The 14,389-nt window shown below is 59.3% G+C and carries 12 protein-coding genes; 5 read left to right on the top strand and 7 right to left on the bottom strand.

Translation table 11 applies throughout. The features are described from left to right. Nucleotides 1-11: 11 nt before the first annotated feature. The 4 genes from coaBC to ACXAET_RS10670 all read left to right on the top strand — a co-directional run bounded on the left by coaBC (nucleotide 12) and on the right by ACXAET_RS10670 (nucleotide 4,990). Nucleotides 12-1,223, top strand: coding sequence for a bifunctional phosphopantothenoylcysteine decarboxylase/phosphopantothenate--cysteine ligase CoaBC (gene coaBC, locus ACXAET_RS10685; protein ID WP_475184474.1), 1,212 nt, complete (start codon nucleotides 12-14; stop codon nucleotides 1,221-1,223). Beyond that, on the top strand, nucleotides 1,223-1,678 hold the full coding sequence (dut, locus tag ACXAET_RS10680) for a dUTP diphosphatase (RefSeq protein WP_475184470.1): 456 nt from the start codon (nucleotides 1,223-1,225) through the stop codon (nucleotides 1,676-1,678). The genes coaBC and dut overlap by 1 nt, the downstream gene beginning before the upstream one ends. Continuing rightward, nucleotides 1,678-2,745: a HesA/MoeB/ThiF family protein gene (locus ACXAET_RS10675; RefSeq protein ID WP_475184468.1), complete on the top strand. Its 1,068-nt coding sequence runs from the start codon at nucleotides 1,678-1,680 to the stop codon at nucleotides 2,743-2,745. Before dut ends, ACXAET_RS10675 begins: the two co-directional genes overlap by 1 nt. A gap of 229 nt (nucleotides 2,746-2,974) precedes the next feature. After that, nucleotides 2,975-4,990 carry a M3 family metallopeptidase gene (locus ACXAET_RS10670; RefSeq protein ID WP_475184467.1) on the top strand — a complete coding sequence of 672 codons (2,016 nt, stop codon included), beginning with the start codon at nucleotides 2,975-2,977 and terminating at the stop codon, nucleotides 4,988-4,990. Here the strand turns inward: ACXAET_RS10670 and ACXAET_RS10665 are convergent. The 6 genes from ACXAET_RS10665 to ACXAET_RS10640 are packed head-to-tail and all read right to left on the bottom strand — an operon-like array spanning nucleotide 4,987 to nucleotide 11,551. After that, nucleotides 4,987-5,919 (bottom strand): 2-hydroxyacid dehydrogenase, encoded by a 933-nt coding sequence (locus tag ACXAET_RS10665; protein WP_475184464.1) that lies wholly within the window; start codon nucleotides 5,917-5,919, stop codon nucleotides 4,987-4,989. The genes ACXAET_RS10670 and ACXAET_RS10665 overlap by 4 nt on opposite strands. A 15-nt stretch (nucleotides 5,920-5,934) precedes the next feature. Then, nucleotides 5,935-7,074: a rod shape-determining protein RodA gene (rodA, locus tag ACXAET_RS10660; protein ID WP_475184460.1), complete on the bottom strand. Its 1,140-nt coding sequence runs from the start codon at nucleotides 7,072-7,074 to the stop codon at nucleotides 5,935-5,937. Then, nucleotides 7,071-9,020, bottom strand: coding sequence for a penicillin-binding protein 2 (mrdA, locus tag ACXAET_RS10655; protein WP_475184455.1), 1,950 nt, complete (start codon nucleotides 9,018-9,020; stop codon nucleotides 7,071-7,073). The genes rodA and mrdA overlap by 4 nt, the downstream gene beginning before the upstream one ends. Before the next feature lie 2 nt (nucleotides 9,021-9,022). Then, nucleotides 9,023-9,553 carry a rod shape-determining protein MreD gene (locus ACXAET_RS10650; RefSeq protein WP_475184453.1) on the bottom strand — a complete coding sequence of 177 codons (531 nt, stop codon included), beginning with the start codon at nucleotides 9,551-9,553 and terminating at the stop codon, nucleotides 9,023-9,025. Continuing rightward, nucleotides 9,546-10,448 carry a rod shape-determining protein MreC gene (gene mreC, locus ACXAET_RS10645; protein ID WP_475184450.1) on the bottom strand — a complete coding sequence of 301 codons (903 nt, stop codon included), beginning with the start codon at nucleotides 10,446-10,448 and terminating at the stop codon, nucleotides 9,546-9,548. The genes ACXAET_RS10650 and mreC overlap by 8 nt, the downstream gene beginning before the upstream one ends. A gap of 56 nt (nucleotides 10,449-10,504) precedes the next feature. After that, nucleotides 10,505-11,551 (bottom strand): rod shape-determining protein, encoded by a 1,047-nt coding sequence (locus ACXAET_RS10640; RefSeq protein ID WP_039523195.1) that lies wholly within the window; start codon nucleotides 11,549-11,551, stop codon nucleotides 10,505-10,507. Between the two features lie 154 nt (nucleotides 11,552-11,705). Between ACXAET_RS10640 and ACXAET_RS10635 the strand changes: the two genes are divergently transcribed. Beyond that, a complete protein-coding gene (locus ACXAET_RS10635; RefSeq protein WP_475184446.1) occupies nucleotides 11,706-12,497 on the top strand; it encodes a 23S rRNA (adenine(2030)-N(6))-methyltransferase RlmJ in 792 nt (263 codons plus the stop codon). 156 nt (nucleotides 12,498-12,653) lie between these two features. Here the strand turns inward: ACXAET_RS10635 and ACXAET_RS10630 are convergent, their stop codons facing one another. Next, nucleotides 12,654-14,228, bottom strand: a complete 1,575-nt coding sequence (locus ACXAET_RS10630) for a 2-isopropylmalate synthase (RefSeq protein WP_475184442.1) — start codon at nucleotides 14,226-14,228, stop codon at nucleotides 12,654-12,656. Between the last annotated feature and the right edge of the window lie 161 nt (nucleotides 14,229-14,389).

The following is a 14,389-nucleotide window of genomic DNA, read 5'->3' as shown; positions in this document are numbered from 1 at the left end:
AAGGGGTCAACATGCTGGCATCGAAACGCATTCTGCTGATCATTGGTGGTGGGATCGCGGCCTATAAATCGCTGGATCTGATCCGGCGTTTGCGCGAACGCGGTGCGTCGGTGACGCCTGTTTTGACCCGCGCGGCAGAGGAATTTGTGACACCGCTTTCTGTGTCGGCCCTGGCCGGAGAGAAAACCTATCGTGACCTGTTCGACCTGACAGATGAGGCTGAGATGGGCCATATTCAGCTGTCTCGCTCAGCAGATTTGATCGTTGTGGCCCCGGCCACTGGCGACCTGATGGGCAAGATGGTTGCAGGGCTGGCAAATGATCTGGCCTCGACCTTGTTGATGGCGACCGATACGCGCGTTCTGTGTGCGCCCGCCATGAATGTGCGGATGTGGGATCATCCGGCAACTCAGAGAAATCTAAAACAATTGCAAGCGGATGGTGTCCGCTTTGTCGGCCCGAATGAGGGTGACATGGCCTGCGGTGAATACGGCCCCGGACGCATGTCAGAACCGCTAGAGATTGTTGCGGCGATTGAAACCGAACTTGGCGCCGGTCCGTTGCGCGGCAAGCGCGTCCTCGTGACTTCGGGTCCTACGCATGAGCCGATTGATCCGGTGCGCTATATCGCCAACCGATCATCGGGGGCGCAGGGAACGGCTGTTGCCCGGGCGTTGGCCGCGTTGGGCGCTGAAGTGATATTTGTAACCGGTCCTGCGGATGTTGCCCCGCCTGAAGGTGTTCAGGTTAAGCGGGTTGAAACTGCACTGCAGATGTCTGACGCCGTGGACGCCGCGCTGCCGGTTGACGCGGCGGTGTTTGCTGCGGCGGTTGCAGATTGGCGGGTGGTTGGAGCATCGGACAAGAAGCTGAAGAAAAGCCGGGACGGAATGCCAGCTCTGGAATTTGCTGAGAATCCGGACATCCTCAAACGCGTCTCGCACCTGAAAACAGGACGACCACCACTGGTTGTAGGCTTTGCTGCCGAGACGGACGATGTAATCGAACACGCAACAGCCAAACGGGACCGCAAGGGCTGCGACTGGATCGTTGCAAATGATGTCAGTCCGGCGACGGGCATAATGGGCGGGTCCGAAAACGCGGTGATCGTGATTTCCGATGAGGGTGCCGAAGAATGGCCCCGTATGGGTAAGGACGCCGTGGCAGAGCGATTGGCGCGCAAGATCGCTGACGCTTTGGTCAGCAAACAAGAGGAGCAGTGATGGTTGCAATTCGTGTAATTCGCGAGGAAGGCGCTGATCCCTCGGTCCCCTTGCCGTCCTATGAAACTTCGGGTGCGGCTGGCGCAGATGTTCGGGCCAACCTGCCAGACGGCGCGGCGATCATGCTTGAACCCGGTCAGCGTGCCTTGGTGCCTACCGGCTTGCGTATCGAAATACCGCAAGGGTTTGAGGTACAGGTGCGCCCGCGATCAGGGCTTGCGCTCAAACACGGCATTACGCTGCCCAACACGCCGGGTACGATTGATAGCGATTATCGCGGCCCATTGGGTGTGATTGTTCTGAACGCGGGGCAGGAGGTATTTGAGATCACCCATGGTGAACGGATTGCCCAACTGGTCGTCGCGCCGGTTGTTCAGGCCCGGTTCGACGCAGTGGAGTCGCTCAGCGATACCGCGCGCGGTGCCGGTGGCTTCGGCTCGACCGGGCGCGGCTAATGCTGCTGGTTCTGATCCTAGCGGCGGCTCTCTGGGGTATCGGCTATCTTGCCGGCGTGTCCCGGACGGCACGTATGACGTCGGTCGCGGTTCTATTGGTGGGCGTGGTTCTGGCACAGCTGGTTTTGCCCGTCAGTCACCCCTTGCGCGCGGCGACGGGTGGTTCAGCGGCGCCTTGGCTTTTGCTGGGCGGCGCCGCGCTGCTCATATTGCTATACAGGCAGATTCTGAGGGCGCTGCGCAATCGGGCCGCGCCGACCTCGGAACAGAGTATTTCGCCATCCGGCCAGTTCTCAGAAACTGAGCTTGAGCGCTATGCCCGCCACATCGTCCTGCGCGAGCTGGGCGGGCCGGGTCAGAAACAGATGAAGCAGGCGCGGGTGTTGGTCATCGGGGCCGGCGGGCTGGGCGCGCCCGCTCTGCAATATCTGGCTGCTGCCGGGGTGGGTACGATCGGCGTGATCGACGATGATGAGGTCGAAAATGCCAACCTGCAACGGCAGGTGATCCATCGCGATGCCGATATCGGAATGCCCAAGGTGTTTTCGGCGCAACAGGCAATGCAGGCGCAGAACCCAAAGGTTACGGTTTTGCCCTATAACCGCCACCTGACCGATGAAATCGCATCCGATCTGTTTACGGATTTCGATGTGATCCTTGACGGCACCGACAATTTTGAAACCCGCTACCTCGCCAACCGCACAGCCGTAGCCCTGGGTAAGCCGCTGATCTCTGGTGCGCTGTCGCAGTGGGAGGGGCAGCTCAGCGTCTTTGACCCGGCCAACGGAGCGCCCTGTTATCAGTGCATCTTCCCCGAGGCACCTGCGCCCGGCCTTGCACCCTCCTGCGCTGAGGCCGGGGTCATTGGCCCTCTGCCCGGTGTGGTAGGGTCGATGATGGCGGTTGAGGCGATAAAAGTGATCACCGGTGCGGGTCAGGCTCTGCGGGGTGAAATGCTGATCTACGATGCGCTCTATGGCGAAAGCCGCAAGATCAGCCTGTCACGCCGTGCCGATTGCCCGATCTGCGCAGGGTCTGAAGACCGGGCGCAGACGCCGGGCGCGTAAGCGCGCGGCCCGGCCCAACGCCGCCAAGGCGCATCTTCGATGCGCGCTTCGGGGGCGGGAGCACTCAGCTTGGGACAGCGTCCATATTGGCGATAAGATCGTCGCCAACGCAGTCGCGATAGTTCTGCTGCTGCTTAACCTGCAGAGCAAAGGAATTTGCCGCGATTGGCCCGCGACCTCTGGACCATCCGGGGTAGCCTCCCTAGCTTCACCGGTAAAGGAGAGCCGCATGACCAACCCGATCCTGTCCGACTGGACCACGCCGTTTGAAATTGCCCCGTTCAACGCCATTTCCGATGACGATTTTACACCTGCGCTAGAACAGGCCATGCAGGCCCACAACGCTGAAATAGACGAGATCGCCAACAACCCGGATACGCCGACCTTTGCGAACACGATCGAGGCGCTTGAGGCGGCAGGCGAACAGATGGATAAGGTGCTTTCGGTGTTTTTCACCGTCGCCGGAGCCGACAGCAATCCGGCACGGGAGAAGTTACAACGGGACTTCTCGCCCAAACTGGCCGCGCATTTCTCGGGTATATCGTCGAACAAAGCTTTGTTTCGCAGGATCGCGGACCTGTGGGCCCGCAAAGACGACCTGAAATTGACCGCGGAACAGGCGCGCGTTCTGATGCTGACACATCGTGGTTTTGTCCGTGCAGGAGCCGCGTTGCAAGGGGATGCGGACGCACGGATGCAGGACATCAAGGCGCGGCTGGCCTCATTGGGAACCTCCTTTACGCAGAACCTGCTGGCCGATGAACGGGACTGGTACATGGACCTGTCCGAGGCTGATTTGGAAGGCCTGCCTGATTTTGTGGTGGATGCTGCGCGCGCGGCGGGGCAGGAAAAAAACGCGAAAGGGCCGGTTGTGACGCTCTCACGCTCTTTGATTGTGCCGTTTTTACAGTTTTCGCCGCGGCGTGACCTAAGGGAAAAGGCGTATAAGGCATGGACCGCGCGAGGCGCAAATGGCGGTGAAACGGATAACCGTGCGATTGCTGCTGAAATCCTGACCCTGCGGGAAGAACGCGCAAATCTGCTGGGTTATGACAGTTTTGCCGATTTCAAGTTGGAAACCGAAATGGCACGTACGCCCGATAAGGTCCGTGATCTGCTTTTGCAAGTGTGGCAGCCAGCCAAGGCGCGTGCGGATGCGGATGCCGAGATCCTGACGCAGATGATGCAGGAAGATGGTGTCAACGGCCCGCTGGAAGCGTGGGACTGGCGCTATTACGCTGAGAAACGTCGCAAGGCCGAGCATGATCTGGATGAAGCGGCACTAAAGCCTTACCTGCAGCTTGATCGAATGATCGAGGCGGCGTTTGCCTGTGCTAACCGGCTGTTCGGGCTTGAATTCGCGCCGCTGGACGTTTCGCTCTATCACGAGGATTGTCGCGCTTGGGAAGTCACACGAGACGGACAGCACATCGCGGTCTTCATCGGGGACTATTTTGCGCGGGGATCGAAACGCTCGGGCGCGTGGTGCAGCGCGATGCGGTCACAGGCTAAGTTCCCCAAGGTGCAGGCGCCGGTCGTGATCAATGTCTGCAACTTTTCCAAAGGTGATCCCGCGCTGTTGTCTTATGATGACGCACGGACGCTGTTTCACGAATTCGGCCATGCGTTGCATCAAATGTTGTCCAACGTGACCTATGAAAGCATTTCGGGCACCAGCGTGGCGCGTGATTTCGTCGAGTTGCCCAGCCAGCTTTATGAACACTGGCTGGAAGTCCCCGAGGTTCTGGCCGAGTTCGCAACCCATGCCGAAACTGGTGAAGCGATGCCACAGGACATGTTGGAGAAAGTGCTGAAGGCCGCCAATTTTGATCAAGGGTTTCAGACGGTGGAATATGTCGCCTCGGCCCTCGTGGATCTGGTGTTTCATGAGGGCGCAGCCCCGGCAGATCCAATGGCGAAGCAGGTTGAGGTTCTGACCGAAATCGGTATGCCGCGGGCCATTGGTATGCGGCACGCCACACCGCATTTTGCCCATGTCTTTGCCGGCGACGGATATAGCGCGGGTTACTACAGCTACATGTGGTCCGAGGTCATGGACGCCGACGCCTTTGCCGCGTTTGAGGAAGCGGGCGGTGCATTCGACCCGGAACGCGCCAAAGCGCTGGAAGAAAACATTCTGTCCACCGGCGGTTCGCGAGAGGCTGAAGACCTGTATCTGGCCTTCCGGGGCAGGTTGCCGGGTGTCGAAGCGCTGTTGAAAGGCCGCGGGTTGATCGCGGCCTAGTACCCTAACGTCCGATCCACGAGGTGCAGGAAGGGTTTGCCTTCCTCTCCTCGGCGGATGTTCTCACAGATCACCTGTGCCGCTGTGACGGGACGGGTTTCCGACGCGATATGCGGTGTGACCGTGACGTTCGGATGTGCCCAGTAAGGGTGGTCCGGCGGCAACGGCTCGACCCGGAACACGTCAAGTGTGGCGTGCCCGACCTGCCCCGTGTTCAGCGCGTCTAGCAAGGCGTTATCGTCGATCAACGGTCCTCGACCGGGGTTGATGATACACGCCCCCTTGGGCAACAGGGCCAGAGTTTTGCTGTTCAGAGTATTCTCTGTCGCCGGTGTATCCGGCAGCAGCAACACGACGATCTCGGCCCGTGACAACGCGCTCAGCAACCCATCCTCGCCATACAGGCAAGTGACACCGGGGATAGCCTTGGCCGTTCGGCTCCAGCCGGTGACATCAAAATTCAATGCGGCCAACGCCCGTGCAGCGGCTTCGCCCAACGCGCCAAGGCCGAGAATGCAAACCTGACGTTCAGTAGCTAAAGGCGGTGCGTCTGGCGTCCAAACCCCATCCTGAACCGAGATATGGTGATCCATGCCAAGGTGATAACGCAGCACGTGCCCCACCACCCATTCCGTCATGCCTTGCGTCAAACCGTGATCCACCATCCGCGCGAGCGGTACGGTCAGCGTCTCATTGCCCGCAATCTGTTCAACCCCGGCCCAAAGGCTGAGCACCGCTTTCAGCCGGGTGTAGGGGGAAAAGTCCATCAACCCTCCGTTCGGGGCATAGACGACGTAATCCACCTGATCCGGTGCGAATTCCGTCCCAAGGCAGACGTCCAGCCCGGCTTCGGTCAGGCCCTTGGCCAGCAGGGGCTCGTACACCGGCCACAGTTCAGGGCGCGCGGAAAACAGGACGTTCACGGGCATAAAAGACCTTTCTAATCAGCGGGGGCGGTGGATATGGGCGCTTTGGACGATGCCAAATGCAGCCATCAGAACCAGCATGGCCGAGCCTCCATAGCTGACCATCGGCAGCGGTACACCGACAACCGGGGCCAAGCCCATGACCATCGACATGTTGACGGCAAAAAACAGGAAAAAGTTCAGCGCGATGCCCAATGTCACCAGTGACGAAAAGCGATCCCTGGTAGACAGCGCCGTGACCAGACAGAACACGAGGATCAGGGCATATAGTGTCAGCAGCGTGATGCCGCCGACAAAGCCGAATTCCTCGGCCAGTGTGGTGAAGATAAAGTCGGTGTGTTTTTCGGGCAGGAAGTTCAGCCGGGACTGCGTACCTTGCATGAACCCGCGCCCGTTCCAGCCACCGGACCCCAGCGCGATCTTGGATTGGGTAATGTGATATCCGGCCCCTAACGGATCAGTCGAAGGATCAAGGAAGGTGTCGATCCGTCGGAACTGATAATCCTTGAGCAGTTGCCAGTCGGTCCCCCGGCTGTTGAATACCGTGGCGATCAGGCCCACCACGGCTGCGATGACAGCAGCGAAATAAGCCCAGTGGACACCGGCCAGAAACATCAATCCTCCGCCCGCTGCCAGCAGCAGGATCGACGTGCCAAGGTCGGGCTGTTTCAGAACAAAGAAAGTCGGGATCAGGACCAGGATGACGGGGATCAGAACCCACAATGGCCGCGACGTTTTATGGGATGGCAACCAGTCGTAGTAGGCGGCCAGAACCATGACAAGAGCAACTTTCATGACCTCGGACGGTTGTAGCCGCATGAAACCAAGGTCGATCCACCGTTGGGCACCCATGCCGACAGTTCCGAAGAACTCAACAAAAACCAGCAGGGCGATTGAGATCAGATAGGCCAGCACAGACATATTCCGCCAGAACCAGATCGGGACAAGCGCAACGATGAACATGACCGCGAGGCCCAGACCAAATCGCTCCATCTGCGGCTCGGCCCACGGGCCCCACGACCCGCCGGCCACAGAATACAGCATCAGGAACCCGGCGCTGGCAACGCTGATCAGCAACAGGGTCAGCGGCCAGTTCATATACAGGAACTTGCGAAACCCCGATGGTGTGGATTTGACGGCGTATTCAAGATAGCTCATGCGCGGTCCTTCTCGGTCGGTCGCGCTTTGGGGCGACGGTCACCTTCCAGCCTCTTTTGCTGTTCCTTGATCTTTTCGCGGTCAGCTACCGGATAGGCTTCAAGCGGGGGCGTTCCGTTATATAACGCTTGCAGCATGATATCGCGGGCCACGGGGGCCGCCGCTTTGGACCCGCCACCGCCGTGCTCGACCACGACCGCCACGGCAAATTTCGGATTGTCATATGGGGCAAAGCTGACAAACAGCGCGTGGTCGCGGCGCTCCCATGGCAGATCCTCGTTACGGATCACACCGGCGGCCCGTTCGGCCTTTGTGATATTTCGGACCTGACTGGTGCCGGTCTTGCCTGCCATGCGCAGGTCATCGGCGATGATACGACTGCGATAGGCTGTACCACCCCTGTCGTTTGAAACAGAGAACATGGCCTTGCGTATGAATTCCAGATTGGTTGGGCTGACAGCCAGTGGCTCACCCGCGCCAGAGGGTTGTTCAACCCCGTTTACCGATCGCACCAAACGCGGTTTTACAGCACGCCCCGTGGCGATCCGTGCCGTCATGACGGCCAGTTGCATTGGTGAAGCCAGCATGAACCCCTGACCGATCGACGCGTTTGCCGTGTCGCCATTCAGCCAGCTTTGCCCGTGAACACGCTCCTTCCACTCTTGATTCGGGGCCAAGCCAGCGGCGACTGCGGACATAGGGATGTCGTGTTTGACACCCAGACCAAAAATGCGGGCCATCTCGGAAATCTTGTCGATTCCGGTGCGCAGCGCCACGTCGTAATAGTAGACGTCGCAACTGCGTTTCAGGGACAGATTCAGATCGACCGTTCCGTGCCCGCCGCGTTTCCAGCAATGAAAGCGGCGGCTGCCGACCTTAAGGTGACCAGGGCAGTAGACAGTGTTTGAAGGTCCGATCACGCCGGCCTCAAGCGCAGCCATGGCGGTGATCATCTTGAAGGTTGATCCGGGCGGGTACGTGCCCTGAACAGATTTGTTTGCCAGTGGCCGGTAATTGTCCTGTGTCAGCGCCCGGTAATCGGCCACTGAAATGCCACGCACGAAAAGATTCGGGTCGAAACTGGGGGCCGAGCTTATGGCCCGGATATCGCCGGTCTCGCAGTCGATGACTACGGCGGCGGCGCTTTCTCCGGCCAGCCGGGCCTGCGCGTATTGTTGCAAGTCGGCATCGACCGAGAGCTGCAGATCAGCACCAGCCTCGCCTTCTTGCCGGTCCAGCTCGCGCATAACACGGCCAGTGGCGTTGACCTCGACACGCTTGGCCCCGGCCTTGCCGCGCAAAGCGCCCTCTTGCTTGGCCTCGAGCCCCACCTTGCCGATCTGGAACCGGGGAATGCGCAGCACCGGTTCTGGGTCTGCGATCTGGCTTAGATCATAGTCACTGACCGGGCCGACATAACCGACCACATGGGCGAAATCTTCATAGCGCGGATATTGCCGGGTTTGACCGACTTCGGGGATCACGCCGGGCAGGGCCGGGGCGTTGACGGCGACTTTCGATATATCGGCCCAGGTGACCTGATCGGCAAGCGTGACAGGCAGAAAAGGTGCCGAGCGCCGCATCTCTGCCTTGGCGCGTTCTATTTCATCTGCGGTCAGCGGGATCAGTTCCGAGAGTTTGGCAATCACCTGATCGACATCTCCGGCGTCCTCGCGCACCATGACAATGCGGTAAGAGGGGGAGTTCTGGCCAATAATCTCGCCGTTCCGGTCATAAATCCGGCCACGAGTTGGCGGGATCAAGCGGATGTTGATCCGGTTTTCCTCGGCCAGAAGGCGGTATTCATCGGCCTGTTCGACCTGCATAAACCGCATCCGGGCCGCCAACCCGCCAATAAACGCGGCCTGTAGCCCGCCAAGGATCAGCGCCCGTCGGGGCAGGCGTTTGTAAGCGAGACCTTGGGCTTTGGGTTTGCGCTGTTTCATCATCACGCCCCCACTATACTGTTATTGGATACAGAGGCACGCCGTACACCAAAGATGTTCTGGCTGAGCAGAACGATCAGCGGATAAACTGCGATTGTCAGAACCAGTTGTATCACCAGCGGGCCAAATGCTGCCTGTTGTACAGATAGGATAGCAAGAATGACACGATTCAGCATGAAGATCGCTGTAACAACCACTGCTACAGTCGAGCATTCACCAAAAAAGCCCAAATCGCGCATGCCATACGCAGCCGAACGCAGGTAGGACGCACCCAGTACGACCAGCGCCGCCAGTAGTCCGGGTGGGCGTTGCAGCAACAGGTCTGCCATCAGCATCACAAAGGCCACAAGAAGCGTCGGAACATATTCAGGCCGTCGCAGCACCCATGCGAAGGTCAGCGCGATCAGAAGGTCAGGAAACGGCCAGCGGTCTGGTTTCGTATCCAGCGGAAGAAGGTGCAGAAACAGGATCAACATCGCCAGAAAAAGATACAGCACCCGTTTGGACCAAAGCTGAGAGGTTGGGCTATCCATCCCCGACCTCCGCCGGGTTAAGTGCCGTTTCAGGGGTTCCGGGGCCAACAATATCGCCCGGATCGCTGATTGGGGGGGCAGATTTGTACCGCAGCACCCGAAGGAACTCGAGCCGTTCGAAATCTGCCGAAAGGCGCACCCGCAGGCGGCCTCCGGGGTCGGCAGTGATCTGACCGATCAGCAGGCCGCCTGGGAAAACTCCGCCATCGCCCGAGGTCACAACACGGTCGCCGGGACGCACGAGTTCCCGGTTCTCAAGGAACTCAACGGCGGGTGCAGGCGTGTTATCGCCGGTGATCAGCGCGGTTTGGCCCGACGGCTGGATAGTGGCCGGGATCGCGCTTGAGGCGTCGGTCAGCAGGATCACCCTTGCTGTGTCCGGCCCCACACCAGAAATTCGCCCGACCACGCCGATCCCGTCCATCGTGGCCCACCCATCGGTGATGCCGTCACGCTCGCCCACGTTCAGCAGAACCGATTGCCGGAAAGGTGATCCGCTGTCGGCCATCACAACACCGGTGATATACGTCAGACGCGGATCAAGACGTACGTTGTTCAGGTCCAGCAGCCGGGCATTTTCCTGCTCTAACTGCAACGCGGCCTCTTTCCAGGCGCGCATCAGGCGCAGTTCGCTGCGCAATTCCTGGTTCTGTTCGCTCAGGCGTTGATAGCTTTGGAAATCGCGGGCGAGATTGACCACGGCGGTGACCGGAACCATCGCCCATTCCATCGAAGGAACCACCCGGTCCACGACTTGCGCACGGAACCTTTCCACGCGGGGGCTGTCGATGCGCCAGATCAGAAAGATGCCGAGCAGGCACAGCACAACAATCCCCAGCAGCAGGCGGCGTAAGGGGGTTGTATATTCGTCGCGCTGTGATCGGTCCTTTGCCACAGGTTACCTTCCCGTGCTGCTCTTGCCCGAGTTGTTACCCCGAAAGGGTGCGCGCCTTAGCTTTCGTAGTCAATCGCGTGGCGCAGTTGTTTTTCATATTCCAGCGCCTTGCCGGTTCCCAAAGCCACACAATTCAGGCTTTCGTCGGCAATCGACACGGCCAGACCTGTCTGCTCGCGCAGCGCAAGGTCAAGATCGCCCAGCAGCGCGCCGCCACCGGTCAGCATCACGCCCCGGTCGACAATGTCAGCGGCCAGATCGGGCGGTGTGGTCTCAAGCGCGGTCATCACTGCCTCGCAAATTTGCTGGACGGGTTCCGACAGCGCCTCGGCCACCTGAGCCTGGCTGATCTCAATTTCCTTCGGTACACCGTTCAACAGGTCGCGGCCCCGGATATGCATCGATTGGCCCCGGCCATCGTCGGGCATACGGGCGGTGCCGATGGTGGTTTTGATACGCTCGGCGGTCGATTCACCCACCAGCAGGTTCTGCTGGCGACGCAAGTACGAGATGATGGCCTCATCCATCCGGTCTCCGCCTACGCGGACCGAGCGGGCGTACACGATGTCGCCCAGCGACAGAACCGCAACCTCGGTCGTACCGCCGCCGATGTCGACGACCATGTTGCCGGTCGGATCGGTGATTGGCATGCCGGCGCCAATGGCAGCCGCAATTGGTTCTGCAATCAGGCCCGCGCGCCGGGCGCCTGCGGACAGAACCGACTGGCGGATTGCGCGTTTTTCAACGGGTGTCGCGCCATGCGGGACGCAAACAATGATCTTGGGTTTCGAGAAGGTCGAGCGTTTATGCACTTTGCGGATAAAGTGCTTGATCATCTCTTCGGCAGTGTCGAAATCTGCGATAACGCCTTCGCGCATCGGGCGGATCGCCTCGATCGAGCCGGGGGTCCGGCCCAGCATCAGCTTGGCGTCCTCGCCCACGGCCAGCACTTTCTTGACGCCGTCTTTTACGTGGTACGCAACCACAGAGGGTTCAGACAGGATGACGCCGCGCCCTTTGACATAAACCAGCGTGTTCGCTGTCCCAAGGTCGATAGCCATGTCCGCTGTGAACAGGCCGCCCAGATTGCCAAAGATCCCCATGATTCCCCTGATCCTGTATGTCGTTTTTCTACTGCCCGCGACTCGACGGTTCCGGGACGGATGACTTATAGGGTGCCAGCACGTCCGGTAAAAGGGCTGATTCCGCGACGATCAGCACCTTTCCGCCTTATTAAGTGAGACTTTAGAAGGCAATATGCTCTCATATCAACATATTTACCATGCTGGAAATCTGGCGGATGTGCAAAAGCACGCATTATTGGCATGGGTGCTGGCCTATCTGACCCAAAAAGACAAGCCACTTACCTATATGGAAACGCATTCTGGACGGGGATTGTACCACTTAAACGCGCCTGAGGCGCTGCGTACAGGCGAGGCGGCAGCAGGTATTCAGCGCGTAAGGCAGGCAGGTTGGTTTCGCGCGGATAATCCTTTGGAGCGTGCAATCCGAGCGGTTCAAAAGCGGCACGGGGCTGAGGCCTATCCGGGCTCACCCATGATTGCTGCCAGTATTCTGCGGGATCAGGATAGTCTGCACTTTGCCGAGTTGCACCCGCAGGAGCACGCTGCGTTGGAGATGATGATATCTCCGTATGGTGCCAAGGTTTATCGTCAGGACGGTTTTGAACTCGCACAGTCATTGTTGCCGCCGACACCCCGACGCGGGGTTCTGATGATTGACCCGAGCTATGAGGTGAAGTCCGAATATAATCGCCTGCCCGGAGTTATCTCCAAACTGCACCGCAAATGGAATGTCGGTGTAATCGTGTTGTGGTATCCTGTTCTACGGGATGACCGCCACAGCACTATGGTTTCGGCGTTGAAGGCGCAAAAGCTGCCCAAATCCGTCTGTCACGAGGTTCGGTTTGACCCAGTGCGCGAGGGGCATGGTATGGTTGGCTCAGGCATGTTCATTGTTAATGCCCCCTATGGATTCGAAGACGAGGCAACCCGCCTGACACGCTTGTTCGAGGGGCTCCGAAACTGACTCAAAATATCGGATTGCTCCCGCCTTGTTCGTCCGCATCATGGATGCGAATAAAAAACGTTGGGCCGGCAGCGCGCCATGGCTGCCGGGCCCAAAACCCAAGAAGGGACGGCGAAGCCGGACCGCCGCGGGTGCGGGAGCCTTTGACCGTCGCGCCTAGGTCAGGTCCTTGTAGCTTATCTCGCGCGCGTCTGAGCCGGGGCCGGTTTTTTCGCGGCGTACGATCAGGCGGTTCAGGGCGTGGATATATGCCTTGGCCGAAGCGACGACCGTATCCGTGTTGGCCGATTGACCAGTGGCGATCATACCATCTTCTTCCAGACGCACGGATACGGTGGCCTGTGCGTCTGTACCCTCGGTTACGGCATGCACCTGGTACAGCTGCAAATGGGCCTTGTTGGGATAAATCGCGCGGACTGCCTTGAATGTCGCGTCAACCGGGCCGTCGCCGTGTTCGGTTGCGATGACATCCTTGCCGTCGACCTCCAGTTCAACGGTTGCTTCGGCCTTCCCACCGGTGCCGCAGGTGACCTTCATGGAAACCAGTTGCAGGTGGTCGTTTGCTTCGTCATCGTCCAGCGTCATCAGCGCGATGAGGTCGTCGTCAAAGACCTCTTTCTTTCGGTCGGCCAGATCCTTGAACCGCACGAAAATATCCTTGAGCTGGTTGTCCCCGATCTCATATCCCAGCGTTTCCAGCTTGTCGCGCAATGCCGCGCGGCCCGAATGCTTGCCCAATGGCAAGGATGTGCCAGACAGACCGATATCCTCGGGGCGCATGATTTCGAAGTTTTCGCGGTTCTTCAGCATGCCATCCTGATGGATGCCGCTTTCATGGGCAAAGGCGTTCTTGCCGACAATTGCTTTGTTGAACTGCACATTAAAGCCGGACACGGTCGCGACGCGGCGCGAGATGTGCATGATCTTGGTCGTGTCAATGCCCGTCTTCCACGGCATGATGTCATTGCGGGTGCGCAGTGCCATCACCACCTCTTCCAACGCGGTGTTGCCCGCGCGTTCACCCAGACCGTTGATCGTGCACTCGATCTGCCGCGCGCCGCCCGCAACTGCGGCCAGAGAGTTCGCGGTCGCCATGCCAAGGTCGTTGTGGCAGTGGGTCGCGAAGACGACCTCATCCGCGCCCGGGACCGTTTCGATCAGGCGTTTGATCAGGTCAGCGGATTCCACCGGAGCGGTGTAACCCACTGTATCGGGGATGTTGATCGTCGTTGCACCGGCCTTGATGGCAATCTCAATCACGCGGCACAGGTAATCCCATTCCGTCCGTGTCGCATCCATCGGCGACCATTGCACGTTTTCACACAGGTTGCGGGCGTGGCTGACCGTTTCATGGATCTTATCGGCCATCTCATCCTGTGTCAGGTTCGGGATCGCGCGGTGCAGTGGCGAGGTGCCGATGAAGGTGTGAATGCGGTTCTTCTCGGCGTGTTTAACAGCCTCCCAGCAGCGGTCGATATCGGCGAAATTGGCGCGCGCCAGACCGCAGATGCGGCTGTTTTTCGACCGCTGGGCAATCTCGGACACCGCCTTGAAATCACCTTCGGACGCGATGGGAAAACCGGCTTCGATGATATCGACGCCCATCTCATCCAGCAGTTCGGCGATCTCGAGCTTTTCGTCATGGGTCATGGTAGCGCCTGGGCTTTGCTCGCCGTCGCGCAAAGTGGTGTCAAAGATCAAGACACGGTCTTGGTCGGTCACGTTAGTCATGGGAATCTCTTTCTTCTTCTGTCCTAAAGCCTATGGCGCGCGGGCGTCCTCCTCTGAGCGGGCGCGCCGGTTGGCACGCTCAGAGGCGGATTAGGATCAGTAGGCCGCGCAGCGACGCACCGCGAAGGGTGGTGTCGGCAATAAGGATATCTGCGCGGCTG

The sequence above is a fragment of the Ruegeria sp. AWH4_226 genome, assembly GCF_056159225.1.
The sequence above is the reverse complement of the archived record's forward strand: the minus strand, read 5'-3'. Positions and strand labels throughout refer to the sequence as shown.

Coding starts and splice junctions, on each gene's coding strand:
- rodA (WP_475184460.1), bottom strand. CDS start 7,074: ATGAGCTATCTTGAATACGCCGTCAAATCCACACCATCGGGGTTTCGC.
- ACXAET_RS10665 (WP_475184464.1), bottom strand. CDS start 5,919: ATGCCCGTGAACGTCCTGTTTTCCGCGCGCCCTGAACTGTGGCCGGTG.
- mrdA (WP_475184455.1), bottom strand. CDS start 9,020: ATGAAACAGCGCAAACCCAAAGCCCAAGGTCTCGCTTACAAACGCCTG.
- ACXAET_RS10675 (WP_475184468.1), top strand. CDS start 1,678: ATGCTGCTGGTTCTGATCCTAGCGGCGGCTCTCTGGGGTATCGGCTAT.
- ACXAET_RS10635 (WP_475184446.1), top strand. CDS start 11,706: ATGCTCTCATATCAACATATTTACCATGCTGGAAATCTGGCGGATGTG.
- coaBC (WP_475184474.1), top strand. CDS start 12: ATGCTGGCATCGAAACGCATTCTGCTGATCATTGGTGGTGGGATCGCG.
- ACXAET_RS10650 (WP_475184453.1), bottom strand. CDS start 9,553: ATGGATAGCCCAACCTCTCAGCTTTGGTCCAAACGGGTGCTGTATCTT.
- ACXAET_RS10670 (WP_475184467.1), top strand. CDS start 2,975: ATGACCAACCCGATCCTGTCCGACTGGACCACGCCGTTTGAAATTGCC.
- ACXAET_RS10640 (WP_039523195.1), bottom strand. CDS start 11,551: ATGGGGATCTTTGGCAATCTGGGCGGCCTGTTCACAGCGGACATGGCT.
- dut (WP_475184470.1), top strand. CDS start 1,223: ATGGTTGCAATTCGTGTAATTCGCGAGGAAGGCGCTGATCCCTCGGTC.
- ACXAET_RS10630 (WP_475184442.1), bottom strand. CDS start 14,228: ATGACTAACGTGACCGACCAAGACCGTGTCTTGATCTTTGACACCACT.